This window comes from Stenotrophomonas sp. CS3K5, assembly GCF_059515225.1.
The window spans coordinates 25,588-44,156 of sequence record NZ_JCAKRX010000006.1 but is presented as its reverse complement, the minus strand read 5'-3'; the positions used below and the strand labels follow the sequence as shown (position 1 = coordinate 44,156).

Here is an 18,569-nt window from a genome sequence, read left to right as displayed (position 1 = left end):
CAAGGTGCCGACCAAGGTTGGCACCCACCAGGATTGCCCAAGGTGCCGACCCAGGTTGGCACCCACCAGGGCAGATCTGCCGTTATTTCCCCAGCGTCACCTCATCCAGCACCCACATCGCCGGGCGCGTGTCGCCGGTGAAGTTGATGCACAGATCACCGTTCCCCTTCGTGCCCTTAGGCAGTGCCGCGCGCAGGGTCACGAAGCCATCGGCATCCGGCTTGGCCGGCAATGCCACTTCAGCCAGCACCTTGCCGCGGCAATCGCCACGGCGCACCTGCATCTCGCCATGCGCGCGCTTGGCCTTCTCGAAGCGGCGCTTGGATTCGTCGTGGGCCAGCTGGAAGTAGTACGGAATACGTCCCGCACGCACTTCCACGCTGCCGATGCCATCCAGTTGCGCCTGCGGCCAGCGCCAGCACGGCTGGAAGATGTCCACGTTGAACACGGCGCGCTCGCCCTCGCGCGGGCCATCGTCTTCCAGGCGCAGCACCAGGCCCTTCTTGCCCACGCAGCTGAGCAGCTCATCGCTGCGGCGGCTGAGCAGCGACTGCGCGGTGAACGCCGCCACCGTCGGCTTCGCCGCCAGCATCTGCCCCTGGTAGAACGCGGCCGCCTGCACGGTGGCGGGCAGCGTGGCGGTCAGCGGCTGCTGGTACAGCGGCGACTGCGCGCTCACTGGCTGGCCATCGGTGCTGTAGCGCACTTCATAACCCAGCGGATTGGCCAGCGACACGGTCACGGTGTTGGCGGCGCGTTTGTCGGTGTAGTCCACGCCCACTTCAAACGGTGTCTGCGCGTAGGCCAGGCCCCAGGCGCGGTAGCGCTGCAGCTGGGACGGCAGGCGCGCGAGGAAATCGCGGAAGTCGCGATGTTCCGGCGTGCTCCAGCCAGTCTCGGCCACCGCCGCCAGGCGCGGGAACAGGTTGTGCTGCAGGCGCGCGTAGCTGCGCGTGTGCTCGGTGAACATGTTGGCCTGCAGGCCGAGGATGTGCCCGCGCTTGTCGGCGGCCAGTTCGGCCGGCACCGGTTCGAAGTTGTACAGCTTGCCGAGGTTGACCTGGGTCGGGCGGCCCGGCGGTTCATTCGGCGAGGCGGTCTGCAGGTAATCCAGGTACAGGTAGCCGACCGGCGACATGATCACGTCATGGCCGGCGCTGGCCGCCGCCAGTCCGCCTTCGGTGCCCTGCCACGACATCACCGTGGCCTGTGGTGGCAGGCCGCCTTCGAGGATCTCATCCCAGCCGATCAGGCGCCGGTCGTGCTCCTCCAGGAAGGTCTCCAGGCGCTTGATGATGTGGCTTTGCATGGCCATTTCATTGTTGATGCCCAGCGCACGCATGCGCTGCTGCACCGGCTTGGACGCTTCCCACTGGTCCTTCACTGCCTCGTCGCCACCGACGTGCACGTACTTGGCCGGGAACAGGTCGATCACTTCTTCCAGCACGTTCTCCAGGAAGGTGATGGTGCTGTCTTCGGTGTTGAACAGGTTGGGGAACACGCCCCATTCGCTGATCGGCTTCAACGGTGTATTGATCGTGCCCAGCTCCGGATACGCGGCAATCGCCGCGGTCGCGTGGCCCGGCACATCGATTTCCGGGATAACCTGGATATGCAGCCTGGCCGCATAGGCGATCACCTCGCGGATCTGCTCCTGCGTGTAGAAGCCGCAGTAGGGGTGTTCCTGGCCGCTGACCGGATCGATGCCGCCATCGCCGGCCGGCAGGCGGCAGCTGCCCACCCCGGTCAGCTTCGGGTAGCGCTTGATCTCCATGCGCCAACCCTGGTCATCGGTCAGGTGCCAGTGGAAGGTGTTGAGCTTGTGCGCGGCCATCGCGTCGAGCACGCGCTTGATCTCGTCCAGGCTCTGGAAGTGGCGCGCGGAATCGAGCATGAAACCGCGCCAGCTGAAACGCGGCGCGTCCCGGATCTGCACGGCCGGCAGCACGCCATTGCTGCCGCCGGTGGCGAGCTGGGCCAGGGTGGTGGCGCCATAGAACAGGCCGGTCTCGTTGCCGGCCTGGATCAGCACACCCTGCGCGGTGCTTTCCAGCGTGTAGCTCTCACCGCTGTCGCGGAAGGTGGGCACGATCTGGAAGTGGATGCTGCCGCTCTTGGCCGCTGTCCTGCCCTTGGCCAGCGCCAGGCGTGGGCCGCCACTGCGGGCCAGCAGGTCGGCAAACTGCGCGGCGACGCGCTGCGCGGCTTCGCCTTCAGCCTGCAGCAGGGTGTCAGCGCGCACGGTGATGCCGCGGCCCTGGCCGTGCTGCACGGTGGCCGGTGCAGGAATCAGCATCAGGCTGCCGGCACGCAGCTGCGGGCCGGGGGCTTCAGCGGCGGGCGTGGGATCGGCGGCCAGGGCCGGCAGCGCCGGCAACAGCACGAGCAGGCTGCCCAGCAGCACTGCGCTGCGCATCCGGGCGCGGGAAGGCTTGAGCATCGGTACGACTCCTTGGAACGGTGCGATGAACGCTATACATGAAAAACGCCGGGCCCGGAATGACCCAGGCCCGGCGTGCGTGCACGACTCGGCGATGTTGCCGCCGCTGGATCAGTACTTGAAGCGGAAGTTGAGGTAGTACTGGCGGCCGTTGCTGTAGAACGAGGTCGGGATGGCCGCGGTCTGGTAGTACTTGTAGGTCGGGTTGTTGAGGTTCAGACCGTCCAGGGTGATGCTCAGCCAGTCGGTGGCCTTGTAGCTCAGCGAGGCCGACAGCGTGCCGAAGTCATCCTGGTAGTACGGGTTGGTACCGGACAGGCTGATCAGGAACGAAGAGCGGCGGGTGTAGCTGACTCGGGCACCGAAGCGTTCGTTCTCGAAGTAGGCACCCACGTTGTAGGTGTTCTTCGAGGTACCCAGCAGGTTGTGCGAACCATCCGACCAGGTGTGCGCGGTGGTGCCGTTGGCGTAGGTGTAGTTGGCGTTGACGCCGAAGTACTCGCCGATCGGCTGCTCGTAGGCCACTTCCACGCCGGTCACCTTGCCGTCGGCATTGATCGGGGTGGAGATCTGGTAGGTCTCGAGCTGGTTGGTCAGTTCGCTGTACAGCTGGCGCGAGACCACGTCGAAGGCGATGTAGTCCTTCAGCTTCATGTGGTACGCCCCCACCGACAGCAGGCCGCGCGGCATGAAGTACCACTCCAGGTTGGCATCCAGATTGCTGGACAGGGTCGGCTTCAGGTTCGGGTTGCCGCCGCCACCGGTCTTGTTCAGATCCGAACCGTAGGAGGAGGCGCCCAGTGCCGAGTAGTCCGGCAGGGTCTGGGTCTGCGAAGCGGCCACGCGCAGGACGAGGTTGTCGTCCAGGTCGAACTTGATGTTGGCGCTGGGCAGCACGCGGTTGCGCTTGTTCTGGAAGGCCATGCGTTCCCACATGCCGAACAGGCTGCTGACATCGGCATCGGCGGCCTTGCTGACGGCGTTGTAGGTGTCGATGTCCTGCTTGATGTTGACGTAGCGCAGGCCGACGTTGCCGCTCCACCAGTCACCACGGAAGTTGGCCTGCACGTAGCCGGCGAAGTTCTTCTCCTGCACCTTCCACTCGGCACCGTAGTTGTGGCGACCGGTCGGGCCATCGTTGCCGGCCAGCCAGGTGGAGTTGTTGGTCACCGCGTCCTTCAGCGCACCCGGGGTGAAGTACCAGATGTTGCGTGGGAAGGTGCCGCCGATATCGCCGGCAAAGCCGCTGGGGTAGTTGGAGGTGGCACCGTTCTTCAGCGCGCTCCAGATATCGCCCGGCGTTGCGCCTTCCGGCGACAGCGCTTCGCGCTTGTGGTCAGCGAAACGCAGGCCGAAATCGATCGAGTTCAGCACGCCGCCGTCGTTGAAGTACTGGTTGAAGTCGAGCGTTGCCCACTTCTCCTTGTCCTCGGCAGTGACCTGCTGGTTGCCCCAGGTGCCGAAGCTGGTGACGCCGTTGGGCGAGAGGTCGCCGCCCAGGCTCCAGTCGATCGGCGAGCCGTTGCCGTGGGTGGCCCAGCTGGCGCCACCGCCATTGGCCAGGGTGACTTCAGCGATGTACTGGCGCGGCGTCTCGCCGGTGCCCTTGGTGCTGCCGGCCTGGAACTTGGCGGTCAGGCTGTCGCTGATCTGCCAGTCGGCATCGAAGGTGACGTAGCTCGACTTGGCCGTCGACTCGCGGTAGATCATGTCGTACACCGCGTAGTTGGTGCCCGGCACGCCCGCGTAGGTGGCGTTGGTCAGCACGCCGTCCTTGACCACATAGCCCGGATTCGGCGCCTGCGACTTGGCGAAGCTGTTGCCGAACATCATGAAGTTGCGGTTGTAGTTGTTGGCTTCCAGCTTGGAACTGAAACCGTTCAGGCCCAGGGTAAGCGTGTCGGTCGGCTTGAACTGCAGCGAGACCAGGCCGCCCTTGCGCTCACGGGTCTGTTCGAACAGGGTCGAACCCAGCAGGCCCGGCACGTTGACGCCGATCAGGTCCGGGTTGGTCTGGGCCACCGGATCGGTCGCGGCGATCTTGAAGAAGCCGCCCGGGATTTCCTGTGCTTCACGGCGCAGCTCGCGCTTCTGGCTGAAGCCCTGCACCATCACGCCGAAGGTGCCTTCGTCGTTCTTGTAGTTGAACAGCGCCGAGTACTGCGGGTCGTTCGACTTGGCCTGGTCCGAGCGCACCATGCCGATCGAGCCTTCGGCGGTGATCTGCTTGGAGAACTCCAGCGGCTTGCGGGTGATGATGTTGACGGTACCGGTGGTGCCGCCGTCCTGCAGCTTGGCCTGCGAGGACTTGTTCACTTCCACCGAGCTGACCAGTTCGGAGGGCAGCAGCGAATAGCTGACGCTGCGGCCGACGTTGTTGCCCTGGCTGAGCACGAACCAGTCGGCCGAGCCGACGGTGTGGCCGTTGATCAGGGTCTGGGTCAGGCTCGGGCTGGTGCCGCGCAGGCTGACACGGTCGGCTTCATCGAAGCCGCCTTCGTCGGCGCTGGACGAGCTGATGTTCACGCCCGGCAGGCGCTGCAGGGTGTCGGCGACGTTGTGCGCCGGCAGCTTGCCGACGTCTTCGGCGGTGACCACTTCCACGCGCGCATTGGCTTCGCGCTTGGTATCGAGTGACTTTTCCATCGAACCACGGATGCCCGTGACCGTCACGGTGTCCAGATCGGTGGCGGTCGGGGCGGCCTGCTGCGCGTGCGCACTGAAGGCGATGCAGCTGACGATGGCGGCCGAAAGCAGGGTCTTGCGGGTGTTCATGATGTCTCTCCTCATCACTCGATTGGATGCCGGCGGCGGTGTTCGGTTACGGTTGCAAAGACATGCGCGGGGTGGCGGCGAAGTCCCGTGCGTTGGCGTGCCACGTACTGCGTGCTGCGATTGCGTTGAAGCTGGTTGCGGTGTCAGGCGGCCGACTGCTGCAGGTACCAGCTGGCAGCGCCGACCACGCCCAGCTGGCCGTGCTCGACCACCTTCACCGGGATGCGTGCCAGCGCCTCGCCCATCGGCCCCTTCTGCAGGTAGCGTTCGACGAAGGTGCTGGCATGCAGGTATTCGCGGATCTGCGGCAGGATGCCGCCGGCCAGGTAGACGCCCCCATGGGCGCCGTAGAACAGGGCCATGTCGCCGATGGTGCTGCCGAGCAGGCCGCAGAACACATCCAGCGCCTGGCGCGCGTGCGCATCGCTGTCGGCCATCGCCGCGGCGGTGACCGCATCGGGGCTGGCCAGCGTCGGCGCCTGCCCCTGCAGCGCGCACACCGCGCGGTACAGGTTCATCAGGCCCGGGCCGGACAGCGCGTGCTCGATCGACACGTGCGCGCGGTCGCGCTGCATGTGGCGCACGATGGCCATTTCCAGTTCGGTGCTGGCCGCCAGGCTCGGCTGGCCAGCTTCGGTGGCCAGCACCACCGGGCCGTGCGCGGTGGGAATCCACAGTGCGGCGCCGAGGCCGGTGCCGGGACCGACCACCAGGGTCGGGCCGCGTGCAGCGGTCTCCGGTCCGCACAGGTGCAGCACGCCACTGGCGTCCACCTGCGCGGCGGCGTAGGCCACCGCTTCGAAGTCGTTGACGATGTAGACCCGCTGCAGGCCGACGTCGGCCTCCACCTGGCGCGCCGACAGCGGCCACGGCAGGTTGGCGGTGATCACCGTGCCATCCTCGCGGGCATAGCCGGCGCTGGCCACCACGCAGTGCGTGGGCCGCGGGCCGTTGCCGAGGAAGTCGGACAGGATCGCGCTCAGCCCAGCGTGGTCGGCATTGCGGTACTTGCGGTACTCCAGCACCTGCACCGGATGGGCATCATCACCGCTGGCCTGGACCCGGGCCACGCGCACATGGGTGCCACCAACGTCGGCAGCCAGGAACGAGGGCGCAACGCGGGACAGGACATGGGCCGGGGCGGGGTGGCTGGCGGTCACGCGGGCTCCTGCTGCAGGTGGGGCCGGACCCAGGATCGGGGACGGCGATTGGGGCGGAGTCTGTAACCGCGCTGACAACGATGTCAACGAGTTCGTGACACTTTCGTTGCTGCGCCGCAACGAATGCGACGGACGGTAAACGTTTACATGGCGTGAGTATTGGTTTCACGCGAGAACCGTTGCCGCATGGGCCTCAAGGCCCACTGCGCATTCAGCACACTGCCCCGTGAGCTGGTTGCGCAGTGCAGCATGGGCAGCGCCGCGCTGCATTTGGAAGTTGACAAAGCGCGGTTGTCCATCGAAAGAATGTGACAACGTTGTTCCCAGCCACTCTCCGACGCCGCGTACTGCGGCCGTCGCCGCAGGAGCCCTCCTGATGTCCGCCGTCCCCGCTGCAAGCGCGCGCCCGAACGTGGCCACCTCCATCGCCATCGTCGGCGTGCTGTTCTTCCTGATCGGCTTCTTCACCTGGCTCAACGGCCCGTTGATCACCTTCGTCAAGCTGGCCTTCGAGCTCAGCGAGGTCGGCGCCTTCCTGGTGCTGATGGTGTTCTACCTGTCCTACTTCTTCCTGGCGCTGCCGTCGTCGTGGATCCTGCGCCGCACCGGCATGAAGAAGGGCCTGAGCCTGAGCCTGCTGGTGATGGCCGGCGGCGCCGCGCTGTTCGGTGAGTTCGCCACCCAGCGCTGGTACCCTGGGGCGCTCGGCGGCCTGTTCGTGATCGGCAGTGGCCTGGCCCTGCTGCAGACCGCGATCAACCCCTACATCTCCATCCTTGGCCCGATCGAAACGGCGGCGCGCCGCATCGCGCTGATGGGCATCTGCAACAAGATCGCCGGCATGCTGGCGCCGGTGCTGATCGGCACCGTGGTGCTGCATGGTATCGGCGACCTGTCGGCCAGCGTGGCCGTTGCCGATGAAGCGACCAAGGCGCAGCTGCTCAACGAGTTCGCCGCCAAGATCCACTCACCGTACCTGGCCATGGCCGGCCTGCTGGTGCTGCTGGCGGTGGCGGTGCTGTTCTCTCCGCTGCCGGAAATCAAGTCCGCCGAAGCCAACGCCACCCCCACCAGCGCCGGTGCGGCCGAGCGCCGCAGCATCTTCCAGTTCCCGCACCTGTGGCTGGGCGTGCTGTGCCTGTTCGTCTACGTGGGCGTGGAGGTGATGGCCGGCGATGCGATCGGTACCTACGGCCACGGCTTCGACCTGCCGCTGGACCAGACCAAGATGTTCACCTCGCTGACCCTGTTTGCCATGCTCATCGGCTACGTGGTCGGCCTGCTGCTGATCCCCAAGGTGGTCTCGCAGTCGCGCTACCTGACCATCTCGGCAGTGCTGGGCGTGGTGTTCTGCCTCGGCGCCTGGGTCACCCACGGCTATGTCTCGGTGGGCTTCGTGGCCGCACTGGGCTTTGCCAACGCGATGATGTGGCCGGCCATTTTCCCGCTGGCGATCCGAGGCCTGGGCCGCTTCACCGAAACCGGTTCGGCGCTGCTGGTGATGGGCATCGCCGGCGGCGCGATCATTCCGCAGCTGTTCGCCGTGCTCAAGCAGCACATCGACTTCCAGCTGGTGTTCGTGCTGCTGATGGTGCCGTGCTACCTGTACATCCTGTTCTACTCGGTGATCGGCCATCGCGCCGGCCTGCCGCAGGACAAGGCCTGATCGGCGATGATGGACGGCAGCCAACCCCAGGGAAAACCCATGCGCAGAGCGACCATCAAGGACGTTGCGGAGAAGGCCAAGGTCTCGCTGAAGACGGTCTCGCGGGTGATCAACAACGAACCGTCGGTGATGCAGGCCACCCGTGCGCGGGTGCTGCGTGCCATTGCCGAGCTCGACTACGAGCCCGATCCGTCCGCGCGCAACCTGCGCAGTGGCACCACCTTCGTGATCGGGCTGGTCTACGACAACCCCAACCCGTACCACATCATCGGCGTGCAGAACGGCGTATTGGCCGCCTGCCGCGAGACCGGGTTCGGCCTGCAGATCCATCCCTGCGACTCCAGCTCGCCGCTGCTGGCCGATGAACTGGCCGACTGGGTGCAGCGCTCGCGCCTGGCCGGGCTGGTACTGACCGCGCCGATGTCCGAGCGCCGCGACCTGATCCAGGCGTTGACCGCGCGCGGCATCAAGCTGGTTCGCATCATCGCCGCCACCGAAGACCCGGCCGACGGTGCCTGCGTGTTCGTCGACGACCGCGAGGCCGCCTACGAGATCACCGAGCATCTGATCCAGCTCGGCCACCAGCGCATCGGCTTCCTCTGGGGCGGCATCTCGCACCGTTCCTCGGGCGAACGCTACGCCGGTTACGAGGCCGCGCTGAAGGACTACGGCATGACCGTGGACAAGCACCTGGTGGTGCAGGGCGACTACACCTTCGATGATGGTTTCCGTGGTGCGCGCCGCCTGCTGGCGCTGCGCGAACCGCCCACCGCCATCTTCGGCTCCAACGACGAAATCGCCGCCGGTGTACTGGCCGCGGCCAAGTCGGCTGGCATGAACGTGCCCTACGACCTGTCCATCGCCGGCTTCGAGGACAGCCCGTTCTCGCGCCAGTCGTGGCCGCCGCTGACCACCGCCAAGCAGGCCACCGAGGACATCGCCCGCCATGCCGCGCGCCTGCTGATCGCGCAGCTGCGCAGCGACGCCTATGACGACGCGCCGGCGCCGCTGCACAACCAGGGCTTCGTGCCGCAGCTGGTGGTGCGCGGTTCGACCGCGCCGATGCGCCCGGCCGGCGCACGCCCCCTTCCTTCCGATCCTGCCTGAGCCTGCCATGTCGCTGTCAGACCCCACCGCCACCTTGATGTTCGCCGAGGCCGCTGAAGCGGCCGACGTGGTTGCCCGCCAGTTCTCGCGCAACCACGCCACCATGGAAACCCTGGCCGCCAGCCTGCGCGCGGCGCCGCCGCCGTTCGTGGTCACCTGCGCGCGCGGCAGTTCCGATCACGCCGCCACCTACGGCAAGTACCTGCTGGAAACCCAGCTGGGCCTGGTGGTCGCCTCGGCCTCGCCGTCGGTGGGGTCGGTGTATGCCGCGCCGCTGCAGCTGCGCGGCGCGCTGTTCATCGTCATCTCGCAGTCGGGCAAGAGCCCGGACCTGCTGCGCAACGCCGAGGCCGCCAAGGCCGCCGGCGCGCGCGTGGTTGCGCTGGTCAATGTCGAGGATTCGCCGCTGGCGCAGCTGGCCGACACGGTCATTCCGCTGCATGCCGGTGCCGAAAAGAGCGTGGCTGCCACCAAGAGCTACCTGGCCTCGCTGGCCGCGCTGCTGCAGCTGGCTGCGTACTGGAAGCAGGACAGCAGCCTGCGCAATGCGCTGGACCTGCTGCCCGATGCCATGCGCGAGGCGTGGCAGTGCGACTGGAGCGCAGTGACCGAGGGCCTGGTCGAGGCCACCAATCTGTTCGTGCTGGGCCGTGGCCTGGGCCTGGGCGCAGCGCAGGAAGCGGCGCTGAAGTTCAAGGAAACCTGCAGCCTGCATGCCGAAGCCTACAGCTCGGCCGAAGTGAAGCATGGCCCGATGGCGCTGGTTGACCGCGGCTTCCCGGTGCTGGCTTTCGCCCAGCCGGATGAAACCGGCGCCGGCACCCGTGCAGTGGTCGATGAGTTCACCGCGCGTGGCGCGCGGGTGTGGCTGGCCGGTGCCGGTGGCAACCTGCCGGTCGCGGCCGCACCGCATCCGCTGTGCGCGCCGCTGCTGACCGTTCAGAGCTTCTACCGCGCGATCAACGCGCTGGCCCTGCGTCGCGGCTTCAACCCGGATCTACCGCCGCACCTGAACAAGGTCACGGAGACCGTGTGATGGCCACCGTGCTGCGCAATGCCCGCATCCTGGTCGGGGATGATTTCCGCGATGACCTGGCGGTGGTGATCGAAAACGGGAAGATCACCGCGCTGTTGCCCGACGCCGCGCCGCAGCTCGGCCAGGCCGATGAGCAGATGGACCTGGGCGGTGGCTGGCTGCTGCCCGGCTTCATCGACGTGCAGGTCAACGGCGGAGGCGGCGCGCTGTTCAACAACACGCCGGACGTGGCGGCGCTGCGCACCATCGCGCAGGCGCACCGGCGCTTCGGCACCACCGCAATGCTGCCGACCCTGATCAGCGACGACGTAGCGGTGATGCGCGAGGCCATCGCAGCGCTGCGCGAGGCCATCGCACAGGGCGTGCCGGGCGTGATCGGCATCCACCTGGAAGGCCCGTACATCGCACCGGCGCGCAAGGGCACGCACGACGCCAGCAAGTTCCGCGTACCGGATGAGGAGGAGATCGCGCTGGCGGCCTCGCTCGACAACGGCGTGACCCTGCTGACGCTGGCGCCGGAACGGGTGCCGCTGGAAACCATCCGAGCGCTGGTCGAGCGCGGCGTGATCGTCGCCGCCGGTCACACGGCAGGCACCTACGAAGAGATCCGCGCCGGGCTGGATGCCGGCGTGCGCGGTTTCACCCACCTGTACAACGCGATGTCGCCGCTGCAGGGCCGCGAGCCTGGTGCGGTGGGCGCTGCGCTGGAAGACCGCGACAGCTGGATCGGCATCATCGTCGATGGCGTGCATGTGCATCCGGCCAGCCTGCGCGTGGCGCTGGCGGCCAAGCCGCGCGGCCGCCTGCTGCTGGTCACCGACGCGATGCCGCCGGTCGGTGCCGACGATCCCAGCTACGTGCTGTACGGCGAAACCATCACCGCCATCGATGGCGTGGTACGCAACGCTGCCGGTTCGCTGGCGGGTTCGGCGCTGGACATGGCCACTGCGGTGCGCAACACCGTGCAGCTGCTCGGTCAGCCGCTGGCCGAAGCGGCACGCATGGCCTCGACCTATCCGGCACAGTTCCTCAACGTCGATGACCGCCTGGGCCACATCGCCGAAGGCTACCAGGCCGACCTGGTGCTGCTGGACGATGCGCTGCAGGTGCGTGGCACCTGGATCGCCGGACAGTACGAGGCCGCCTGATGAACGCGACGCCGCCACGCCGGCTGGGCTCGATCGATGCCCTGCGCGGCATCACCGTGGCGGCGATGCTGCTGGTCAACAATCCGGGCGACTGGAGTGCGGTGTTCGCACCGCTGCGTCACTCGGAATGGCACGGCTGCACGCCCACCGATCTGGTGTTCCCGTTCTTCCTGTTCCTGGTCGGCGTGTCGATGGCCTTCAGCGTGGCACCACGCGCGCTGGACGTGGCGGCGAGACCCGCACTGGCGCGCGGCGTGCTGGAGCGCGCGCTGCGCATCCTGGTGGCCGGTGCGCTGCTGCATCTGCTGATCTGGTGGGCGCTGGATACGCACCACTTCCGCATCTGGGGCGTGCTCCAGCGGATCGCCGTGTGCGCAGCGCTGGTGGGTGTGCTGGCGGTGTATGCACGACCGCGCGTGCAGGCCGGCGTGCTGGTCGCGCTGCTGGTGGGCTATACCGTGCTGCTGCTCGGTATCGGTGACCTGGCGCCGTGGACCAACCCGGCCAGCCGTCTGGACACCGCGCTGTTCGCGCCGTGGGTCTATCAATGGCACGCCGATACCGGCCTCGGCCATGACCCGGAAGGATTGCTGAGCACACTGGGCGCGCTGGCCAGCACCGTGCTCGGCCTGCTGGCCGGTGGCCTGCTGCGCAACGGGCGTGCTGCTGCACTGGCCGGGCTGGGCGCAGTGACGGCCGTGCTCGGCCTGCTGCTGGCCCTCGTGCTGCCGCTGAACAAGCAGCTGTGGACGCCCAGCTACGTGCTGTGGACGGGCGGTCTTGCGGCGCTGGCGCTGTGGCTGGGTCATCTGTTGATCGACCAGAAGGGTTGGCCGGCGTTGGGCCGGCGTTTCGGCGTCAACGCGATCACGGCGTACCTGGGCGCCTCGGTGATGTCGGTGGTGCTGCTGGCGACCGGCGCCTGGGGCTGGATCTGGCAGCAGCTGGCCACCGCAATGCCGCAGGCGCTCGAGCTGGCGTCCATGCTGCAGGCGCTGGCGTTCGTTGCATTGTGGTGGGGCGTGGCGTGGTGGCTGGACAAGCGCAGGATCTACCTGAAGATCTGAGCACCCCGGGGTCGGACCCCTTTCCGCAGGAACGGGCGCTGACCCCACCTGCGAGGCTGAACGATTTCAGCCACATAACACCCAGGTGATGATCGTCGGACTTCACATTCAAAATGTGATGTTCAGCGCATAAATTCATCTATCGAAACCATTCACCGCACGGCAGACTGCCAGCGCAGTGCCGCATATCCGCAGTTCCTGTTCACCCTGTCCAGGAGTGCTGTATGTCCCGTGCCGTCCCGCGCGCGCTTCGCCCGCGCCGCCTCTCCGTTTCCGTGCTGAAGGCCCTGGCGGTCCCCTCCCTGCTGTTGTCCGCCGGCGTTGCATGGGCCGGCTGCGATACCGTTGCCCCGGTCGCCGGCCAGACCGTCACCTGCAACGCCAACGCGCCGAACCCGCAGACGGTGCCCATCACCGCCAGTGGCGCGGCCGGCATCACCGTCAACGTCGCCAACGGCGCACAGCTGCAGCAGAGCGGTGGGGCAAGCGCCATCGCGCTGGTCGGCGCCGGTGGGCACCTGCTGTCCAACCTGGGCACGATCAGTTCGGTCGGTGGCGTGGCCGTGCAGCTCGGTGGCGGCAGCCGTGTCGACAACACCGGCAGCATCAGTACCGGCAACACCACGGCCCTGCAGTTCGTCGGTGCCGGTGACAGCGTGCTGGTCAACCGCGGCACGATCAGCGGGCGCACCGGCGTGCAGTTCGATGCCGGCAATGATCGCCTGGAGATGCAGGCCGGCAGCATCAGCGGCGGCGTACTGCAGGGCGATGGCAACGATGTACTGCTGCTCGGCAATGGCACGATCGACAGCGTTGACCAGGGCACGGGCGATGACCAGATGACGGTCAGCGGCGGCACCGTCACCGGGCTGGTGACGCAGGGCAGTGGCCGCGATGATTTCGTCATGACCGGCGGCACCGTGGGCGCACTGCAGCAGGGCGACAACATCGACACCTTCCGCATGAGCGGTGGCCGCATCATCGGCGCGTTCGAGGACGGCGACCAGGCCTGGATGACCGGTGGCCGTATCGGCCGGGTCAACATGAAGCTGGACAAGAACCTGTGGGACCAGTCAGGCGGCACGGTGGATGGCAACGTGGTCACCGGTTTCGATACCGATACCATCATCATTTCCGGCACTGCCTACGTCGGCGGCAACATCAGTGTCAGCGGCGGCAACGACAGCGTGACCATCACCGATGGCACCGTGCGTGGACAGGTACTGCTGAGCACCGGCAACGACACCTTCAACTGGAATGGTGGCGGCATCGTCTACGGCGCGATCGATATGGGCCCGGACAACGACGTTGCGAACCTCAGCAATCTCAACCAGGGCAACCTCGGCGCTGTACCGCTGTTCGAGGGTGGCAGCGGCGTGGACCAGCTCAACCTCAGCAACGTCAAGACCGCAGGCGTCAGCCGCTTCCAGAACTGGGAAGCGATCGGCCTGGCCAACAGTACCGAACTGAGCTTCGACGGCGATCTTGTGCTGGGCGACAGCGCAACCGGCACCGGCACGCTGACCGTGGATGACACCAGTACCGTGTACGCCGGCAGTGGCGGTCATGCCATCCGCCCGCTCAACAGCGCCGGGCTGGTAGACATGGTCAATGCCGGGCGCATCGACCTGACCGGCAGCGGTGCCGGCGATGTGTTCACCGTGCGCGGCAACTACCGGGGCGACGGTGGCGGCCTGTACCTGCGCACGGTGCTGGGCGCGGACAACTCGACCAGCGACCGGTTGGTGATCGATGGCGGCGCCGCCACCGGCACCACCGGCATCGGCATCCTCAATGCAGGCGGCGGCGGTGCGGCCACATTGGCCGATGGCATCCTGGTGGTGCAGGCCCTGAACGGCGCGAGCACCGCAGCGGGTGCGTTCTCGTTGTTCGCACCGGTAGCGGCCGGTGCCTACGAGTACTTCCTGTTCAAGGGCGGAGTGAGTGCCGGCACCAGCGAGAACTGGTACCTGCGCTCGACCCTGGTGACCGGGCCGACGCCGGCACCGAATGGCAACGGCACCGCCACGCCGCCGCCGTTGACGCCGCCGGTGGCCCCGCCGCCACCGATCACCCCGGCCCCGCCGCCGCCGCCGGAGGGCGCCATCGACCCGGACCTGACCGCCGGCGAGACCGCACCGCCACCGCCGCCGCCGGAACCCGCACCGGTGGGACCGCCCAGTGACCCGGCGGTGCCGGATGTCCCGGTGGCCGGTGGTGCATTGCCCGGCACCGGCACACCGCCGAGCCCCGGTGCGCGTCCGGCTGAAGGCGCGGTGGTGCCGCTGTACCGCGTGGAAACCGCGGCCTACGCGGTGGTGCCGCCGCTGCTGCGCGAGACCTCGCTGGCCAGCCTGGGTACCTTCCACGAACGCCAGGGCGAGCAGCGCCTGCTGTACAACCAGGGCGCCTTCCGCACCGCCTGGGGCCGGTTGGTGGGGCAGAGCAGCGAGATCCACTGGAAGGGCGATGCACAGCCCGCTTTCGATGGCGATGTGATGGGCCTGCAGGCGGGTCTGGATGTGTGGGCCGCTGCTTCCGAGAATCATCGCAACCAGATCGGTGTGTTCGTCGGCCGTACCCGCGCGCAGGGCAAGACCACCGGCCTGGCGCTGGGCTGGGAGAACGTGCAGGTGGGCCAGAACCGGCTGGATGACAAGCACGTGGGCCTGTACTGGACGTTCACCGACAGCCGCGGTGGTTACATCGACGCGGTGGCGATGCAGAGCCGCTACGACGGCCGCGTGCGTTCCTCGCGTGGGCTGGGCTTTGGCGTGAGCGGCGACGGCACCAGCGTGTCGGTGGAGGCAGGCAAGCCGCTACTGCACTTCGGTCAGTCCGCATGGTGGCTGGAGCCGCAACTGCAGGTGATCTGGCAACGCACAGCGCTGGATGATCGGCGCGATGCGGTGTCGAGCGTGCGCTTCGACATCGACAACGCCTGGACCGGCCGCATCGGCCTGCGCCTGGCCGGCGATTACCAGCTGGCCGACAACGGCTGGCAGCCGTATTTCAAGCTCAACTACTGGCACGGCCGCTCTGGCGAAGATCGCATCCGTTTCGATGAGGATGTGATCGTCAATGCGCAGCGTTCGCGCGCGCTGGAGGCCGGCGTGGGTGTGGTCGGGCGTTTCAACCGCGCCATCAGTGCCTACGCCGTGGCTGATTACACCCGCGAACTGGGCGGCGACCGCAACGAGAAGCGCCGCATCGTCGAAGGCAACATCGGCCTGCGCGCGGACTGGTAGCGCCGTCGCGCTCCGGGCGGCCCCGCTCTGGTAGGTGCCGACCTTGGTCGGCACAGATCCTCCGCGCAGCCGAGCATAGGCTCGGCTCTACAACAACGGTGCGCACGCATCGGGTTCCACCAGCGCCCCGGCATGATCGGCCAACACCACCACTGCATGCAGCAACCCTTCCTCCACCTGCGGCGGACACTGCGCCTGTGCATCATCCACATCGCGGGCCGACTGCGCCGCCAACAACACACCGCCACACGCGACCACCGCCGCCATGCAGCGCGTCGCCTCGGCCAACTCTCGCCCGCGTGCCTCGCTTAGCTGCCGCTCGCGCCACGCCTGCCCATCGGCGGCGTGGCCCCGCACAAGGCCACGCAATCGCGCGAAGAACGCCGAGGGCGGCGCGTGTTCATGGGCGTCGGTGAGCGCATCTTCCAACGCTTCGGCGGCAGCATTGGACAGCTGCAGGCCGGGCAGGGCAGCGCCAAGCAGTGCCTGCAGGCGTGGATAGGTGGGGTAGGGCGTGTTCATGGCGGCAACCTCACGAGGCAAGGCCACCTGCGGGATGCAAGGTGGCGGGCGGTGCGGGTTGGCGTGCCGGTCAAAATCCAAGGGAAAAAAGCCGACGGATCGCGAGGATCCCCACGCACCGCCCGCCATGGGCGAGCCGGTGCATTGTCGTGATTGCCGCAGTGACGACAACTCATTCCCTTGGATATTTGATTCAGGACGCCAATCCCGGCCGGCACAAGAGGCGCCGACGGAGGCCGCCTTCCCGCGTTCTACGCAGCGAAGACATGGGCAAAGTTGCAAAGTACTGATCGCATCGAGGCCGTCTTCCCTCGGCCTGCGGTGGAGCCAGATGCGACAGTTCGCGCATGGAAAAGCGCATCGCCGGCAAGCTATGCTGCGTCCTGAGTCAACGACAAGGAAACGTCGCATGCAGGTTCGCAAGGAAGTGCGTCGCATCGGCGCACTGATGATCGCGCTGTTGGCTGCCAACGCCCTGGCCGAGGCCCCTACGTCGGTCGAGCTGCCCTCACCGGAGGCGCAGGTGCAGATCCTCAACCTGCTTGAACGGCAGGCGTTGTATCGCGACCGGGTGGACTGGCCTGCCACGCGCACACGGCTGCAATCGGTGCAGGGCGATCCCACGCAGCGGCTGGCGTTGCTGCGCGAAGCCATCGCGCTCAGCACGGGCCACCATGGTCTATGGACGACGACCCAGCGCCAGCGCGACTCCCTGGCGCGCGCGCAGCAGGCCGGCGCCGCCGCGGTGGACAGGGCCAAGGTCGCCGATGCGGTGGATGCACGTATCGGCTGGGTGGTCATCGAGGGCTATGCCGCCACGCCCGGCGCGACACCACAGGAAAAATTCCGCCAGGACATCCAGCGCGCTGCGCGGTGGCAGCAGGTGATCCGCAGCAAGGACGACGGCGCGCGCTGTGGCTGGATCGTGGACCTGCGTGACAACGGCGGCGGCACCATGTGGCCGATGCTGCTGGGCATGGCCCCGCTGCTGCGCACCTCGGTGCTGAACAACGAGGATGTGGGGAGGTTCGAAACCGCGCACGGGCCGGAGCGCTGGACGTTGACGGCCACCGCCGTGCAGCTGGCGGGCAAACCCTTGCTGGACTTCGGCCAGTCCGGCCATGTACTGCGCCAGCCAGGTGCGCCGGTGGCGGTGCTGTTCGGGCCGCGCACCGGCAGTTCGGGCGAGGCCTCGGCGCTGGCGTGGCGTGGCCGCGCGCAGACGCGCAGCTTCGGCCAGCCGACGGCGGGCGTCTCGACCGGCAACGTCGTGCACACCCTGGCCGACGGCAGCCGCCTGGTGCTGACCACCAGCGTGATGCAGGATCGTGACGGCCGCGGCGACGGCCTGAAGATCGAACCGGACCAGCACACGGAAGGGGATGCGGCCACGCTGGCGGCGGCGCAACAGTGGCTGCTGGCCCAGCCTGCCTGCCGGGGCCGCACATGATGCTGCTGATCGGCCAGCAGGAGCGGGTGATGGTGGTGGGCCCCACCGAAGCGCACCACTGCCTGCACTGCCAGACCGAAACCGACTTCGCCCCGCAGCTGCGCTACAGGATGGCCCGCATCGACCTGCTGTTCGGCTTCACCTACCAGCGCCGTTACGAGCTGGCCTGCACCCGTTGCGAACACGGCTGGGTACTGGATACCGACAGCATGGACCAGCAGCTGGGCGGGGTGCCGATTCCGTGGCGGCACCGCTTCGGCCTGCCGTTGATGCTGGTGGGGGTGGCCGCGCTGGCGGTGGCCGGATGGATGTGGCGGCACGGATACATCGGTTGAGGACCAGGCCTGTTAAAGTCTGCCCTGCAATCACGTACCGGAACCGACCATGGACCACGACACCCCGTTCGAACCCCTCAACGACCTCGAGGTGCGCCTGCTGCAGGCCCAGGACGGCACGCTGACCGCAGCGCAGTTCCTCGACGGCCTGCTGACCTCGACGGCGTTCGTGCTGCTGGACAAGGCCATCGGTGAAGATGGCGCCTGGGACGAGAGCATCTCGCCGCTGGTGTTGACCAGCGAGAGCGGCGAGCCGATGTTCGCGGTGTTCACCGCGCCCGAGCGCGCCGGCCTGTGGCACGAGCAGCTGCCGCAGTTCGCCCACGCGATGCCGATCGCGGTGCATGCGCTGCTGGCCGGTATCGGCGACGGCGTCGGCCTGGTGCTGAACCCGGGCCTGGACGTGGGCATGGAAATGATCCCCGACGCGGTGACCCAGCTGAAGCAGCGGGCGGCGGCGATTACGCGCGGCATGGCGCATTGATCCAACGATTGTCGGGTTGCCGGCCAGCGGCCGGCACTACCGCGGCCTGGTGCCGTTTTCAGGCGGGCCTGCTGGCGGTTGCAGCCGCCCTCGCGCGCCGCTGACAGGTATTTCGTACTTTTCCTAGCGCG

Annotated in this window: 13 protein-coding genes; 9 read left to right on the top strand and 4 right to left on the bottom strand. The window is 67.5% G+C overall.

Translation table 11 applies throughout. The features are described from left to right. Positions 1-82 precede the first annotated feature (82 nt). The 3 genes from AC5YGJ_RS10540 to AC5YGJ_RS10530 form a co-directional block, all read right to left on the bottom strand. Entirely contained in the window at positions 83-2,440 is a 2,358-nt protein-coding gene (locus tag AC5YGJ_RS10540; RefSeq protein ID WP_496186508.1) for a beta-N-acetylhexosaminidase, read from the bottom strand. Between the two features lie 111 nt (positions 2,441-2,551). Continuing rightward, the gene (locus AC5YGJ_RS10535; RefSeq protein ID WP_309338242.1) at positions 2,552-5,215 is read right to left on the bottom strand and encodes a TonB-dependent receptor; all 2,664 of its coding nucleotides are present in this window, start codon (positions 5,213-5,215) and stop codon (positions 2,552-2,554) included. Between the two features lie 143 nt (positions 5,216-5,358). Further along, on the bottom strand, positions 5,359-6,375 hold the full coding sequence (locus AC5YGJ_RS10530) for a glucokinase family protein (protein WP_496186507.1): 1,017 nt from the start codon (positions 6,373-6,375) through the stop codon (positions 5,359-5,361). A gap of 376 nt (positions 6,376-6,751) precedes the next feature. Here AC5YGJ_RS10530 and AC5YGJ_RS10525 point away from each other — a divergent pair, with 376 nt between their 5' ends. The 6 genes from AC5YGJ_RS10525 to AC5YGJ_RS10500 all read left to right on the top strand — a co-directional run bounded on the left by AC5YGJ_RS10525 (position 6,752) and on the right by AC5YGJ_RS10500 (position 15,647). Further along, on the top strand, positions 6,752-8,041 hold the full coding sequence (locus AC5YGJ_RS10525; protein ID WP_496186506.1) for a sugar MFS transporter: 1,290 nt from the start codon (positions 6,752-6,754) through the stop codon (positions 8,039-8,041). A 39-nt stretch (positions 8,042-8,080) separates the two neighbouring features. Further along, entirely contained in the window at positions 8,081-9,148 is a 1,068-nt protein-coding gene (locus AC5YGJ_RS10520) for a LacI family DNA-binding transcriptional regulator (RefSeq protein WP_006391719.1), read from the top strand. A 7-nt stretch (positions 9,149-9,155) separates the two neighbouring features. Then, positions 9,156-10,184 carry an SIS domain-containing protein gene (locus AC5YGJ_RS10515; protein WP_107232007.1) on the top strand — a complete coding sequence of 343 codons (1,029 nt, stop codon included), beginning with the start codon at positions 9,156-9,158 and terminating at the stop codon, positions 10,182-10,184. Continuing rightward, positions 10,184-11,332, top strand: coding sequence for an N-acetylglucosamine-6-phosphate deacetylase (nagA, locus tag AC5YGJ_RS10510; RefSeq protein WP_496186505.1), 1,149 nt, complete (start codon positions 10,184-10,186; stop codon positions 11,330-11,332). Before AC5YGJ_RS10515 ends, nagA begins: the two co-directional genes overlap by 1 nt. Next, the gene (locus AC5YGJ_RS10505; protein WP_496186504.1) at positions 11,332-12,399 is read left to right on the top strand and encodes an acyltransferase family protein; all 1,068 of its coding nucleotides are present in this window, start codon (positions 11,332-11,334) and stop codon (positions 12,397-12,399) included. Before nagA ends, AC5YGJ_RS10505 begins: the two co-directional genes overlap by 1 nt. Before the next feature lie 224 nt (positions 12,400-12,623). Beyond that, the gene (locus tag AC5YGJ_RS10500; RefSeq protein ID WP_496186503.1) at positions 12,624-15,647 is read left to right on the top strand and encodes an autotransporter family protein; all 3,024 of its coding nucleotides are present in this window, start codon (positions 12,624-12,626) and stop codon (positions 15,645-15,647) included. Positions 15,648-15,734: 87 nt separating this feature from the next. Here AC5YGJ_RS10500 and AC5YGJ_RS10495 read toward each other — a convergent pair whose 3' ends face one another. Then, positions 15,735-16,169 (bottom strand): hypothetical protein, encoded by a 435-nt coding sequence (locus AC5YGJ_RS10495; protein ID WP_496186502.1) that lies wholly within the window; start codon positions 16,167-16,169, stop codon positions 15,735-15,737. Positions 16,170-16,578: 409 nt separating this feature from the next. Here AC5YGJ_RS10495 and AC5YGJ_RS10490 point away from each other — a divergent pair, with 409 nt between their 5' ends. Genes AC5YGJ_RS10490 through AC5YGJ_RS10480 form a run of 3 tightly spaced genes read left to right on the top strand, consistent with a single transcriptional unit; the run spans position 16,579 to position 18,438 of the window. Next, on the top strand, positions 16,579-17,619 hold the full coding sequence (locus AC5YGJ_RS10490) for a S41 family peptidase (RefSeq protein ID WP_496186501.1): 1,041 nt from the start codon (positions 16,579-16,581) through the stop codon (positions 17,617-17,619). After that, positions 17,619-17,954 (top strand): hypothetical protein, encoded by a 336-nt coding sequence (locus AC5YGJ_RS10485; RefSeq protein WP_496186620.1) that lies wholly within the window; start codon positions 17,619-17,621, stop codon positions 17,952-17,954. Before AC5YGJ_RS10490 ends, AC5YGJ_RS10485 begins: the two co-directional genes overlap by 1 nt. A 49-nt stretch (positions 17,955-18,003) precedes the next feature. Next, positions 18,004-18,438, top strand: a complete 435-nt coding sequence (locus tag AC5YGJ_RS10480; protein WP_057496609.1) for an SseB family protein — start codon at positions 18,004-18,006, stop codon at positions 18,436-18,438. The last annotated feature ends 131 nt before the right edge of the window (positions 18,439-18,569 follow it).

Excerpts from the sequence above, each read along its gene's own strand:
- AC5YGJ_RS10540 (WP_496186508.1), bottom strand. The coding sequence starts at position 2,440 with ATGCTCAAGCCTTCCCGCGCCCGGATGCGCAGCGCAGTGCTGCTGGGC.
- AC5YGJ_RS10535 (WP_309338242.1), bottom strand. The coding sequence starts at position 5,215 with ATGAACACCCGCAAGACCCTGCTTTCGGCCGCCATCGTCAGCTGCATC.
- AC5YGJ_RS10525 (WP_496186506.1), top strand. The coding sequence starts at position 6,752 with ATGTCCGCCGTCCCCGCTGCAAGCGCGCGCCCGAACGTGGCCACCTCC.
- AC5YGJ_RS10520 (WP_006391719.1), top strand. The coding sequence starts at position 8,081 with ATGCGCAGAGCGACCATCAAGGACGTTGCGGAGAAGGCCAAGGTCTCG.
- AC5YGJ_RS10515 (WP_107232007.1), top strand. The coding sequence starts at position 9,156 with ATGTCGCTGTCAGACCCCACCGCCACCTTGATGTTCGCCGAGGCCGCT.
- nagA (WP_496186505.1), top strand. The coding sequence starts at position 10,184 with ATGGCCACCGTGCTGCGCAATGCCCGCATCCTGGTCGGGGATGATTTC.
- AC5YGJ_RS10505 (WP_496186504.1), top strand. The coding sequence starts at position 11,332 with ATGAACGCGACGCCGCCACGCCGGCTGGGCTCGATCGATGCCCTGCGC.
- AC5YGJ_RS10500 (WP_496186503.1), top strand. The coding sequence starts at position 12,624 with ATGTCCCGTGCCGTCCCGCGCGCGCTTCGCCCGCGCCGCCTCTCCGTT.
- AC5YGJ_RS10495 (WP_496186502.1), bottom strand. The coding sequence starts at position 16,169 with ATGAACACGCCCTACCCCACCTATCCACGCCTGCAGGCACTGCTTGGC.
- AC5YGJ_RS10490 (WP_496186501.1), top strand. The coding sequence starts at position 16,579 with ATGCAGGTTCGCAAGGAAGTGCGTCGCATCGGCGCACTGATGATCGCG.
- AC5YGJ_RS10485 (WP_496186620.1), top strand. The coding sequence starts at position 17,619 with ATGCTGCTGATCGGCCAGCAGGAGCGGGTGATGGTGGTGGGCCCCACC.
- AC5YGJ_RS10480 (WP_057496609.1), top strand. The coding sequence starts at position 18,004 with ATGGACCACGACACCCCGTTCGAACCCCTCAACGACCTCGAGGTGCGC.